The sequence below is a fragment of the Bradyrhizobium hipponense genome (assembly GCF_008123965.1).
GTDB lineage: Bacteria > Pseudomonadota > Alphaproteobacteria > Rhizobiales > Xanthobacteraceae > Bradyrhizobium > Bradyrhizobium hipponense.
Genome location: NZ_VSTH01000141.1, coordinates 1 through 1,301 on the forward strand (window position 1 = coordinate 1; position 1,301 = coordinate 1,301).

The following is a 1,301-nucleotide window of genomic DNA, read 5'->3' on the forward strand; positions in this document are numbered from 1 at the left end:
TCGAACAGCAATTCTCACTTCCCGACCAGTGGTCTCGGCACCTTTTTCTGGCGCTTTGCCGCCGATATGGGCTGCGGCCGTTTCGTTATCGCCGGCAGCGACGCAACACGGTGATGGTCCGTGCGTCACGGGGCTTCGTCGATCGAGTCCTGCTGCCGGAGTTCACCGAGCTGGAGGGTGCGCTGCAAGTGTATCTGCACGAGGTGACGCTGCGCGTGATCCGCGAAGAGATCTACGACGACGCCAGCGATGCGCAGGAAGTTCCAGATGCCCTGCCGTCGAACTGATCAGGCGGCGAGCTTTGCTTGCGAACTATCGCGCTCGGCCTTCCAATTCCACGGCAACAGCATGTGCAGCTGATTGATCTTTGTACGTCCGGAGACGATGCGCTCGAGAACATCGGTCAGATAGTGCCGCGGGTCGATGTCGTGCAGCTTTGCCGTGTTGATGAGCGATGCGAGGGAGGCCCAGGTTTCGGCGCCGCCCTCACTGCCGGCGAACAAGTAATTCTTCTTTCCCAGGCCTATCGGCTTGATGCTGCGTTCGACCGTATTGCTGTCGATCTCGATGCGCCCATCATCGATGAAGCGCGTCAGGCCTTCCCAATGGTTGAGGGTGTAGCGGATCGCCTTGCCAAGGCCGGATTTCTTCGAGACTTCCAGCAGCCGCGCCTCGAGCCAGGGTTTGAAGTCCTCGATCAACGGCCTGGTGTCGGTCTGCCGCACTGCAGCCCGATGCGCCGCCGGCAGACCGCGGATGCGATCCTCGATGGCGTAGAACATCGCGATCCGTTGCAGCGCTTCCGCAGCAATCGGCGACTTCGTCGTGACGTGAACGTCCCAGAACTTCCGCCGCGCATGCGCGAAGCAGAACGCCAACTGCACCAGATGGCCGCCGTTCTTGATCAGGCCCTTGTAGGCGGCATAGCCGTCGACCTGCAGGATGCCGTGGTAGTCCCCGAACAGCTGTTTGGCGCGGATCGCCTTGCGATCCTCGGCAAACATGTAGACCACCGCCGGCGGCGCCGGGCCGCCCCACGGACGGTCATCCGTGGCGATCGCCCAGAACTGGCAGACTTTGGTCCTGCCACGGCCGGGATCGAGAACTGGCAGCGGCGTCTCGTCGGCAAACAGCCGCGGGTAGGACATCACTGCGCGGCGCAACAGCGCGTGAAGCGGCTTCAGCCACCAGGCGGCGCGGCCCATCCACGAGGCCAGCGTCTGCCGATCGAGCGTGATGCCTTGCGCGGCGAACATCTGTTCCTGCCGATACAGCGGCAGCTGGTAGCCGTATTTCATCAC

At 62.7% G+C, this 1,301-nt stretch carries 1 protein-coding gene and 1 pseudogene; one reads left to right on the plus strand and one right to left on the minus strand.

Annotated elements, in window-relative coordinates:
- A pseudogene (locus FXV83_RS33755) lies at positions 1-287 on the plus strand (hypothetical protein); the annotation flags it as partial.
- Here FXV83_RS33755 and tnpC read toward each other — a convergent pair.
- Positions 288-1,301: IS66 family transposase (gene tnpC, locus FXV83_RS33760; RefSeq protein WP_148743882.1), on the minus strand; the 1,014-nt coding region annotated here is incomplete at its 5' end.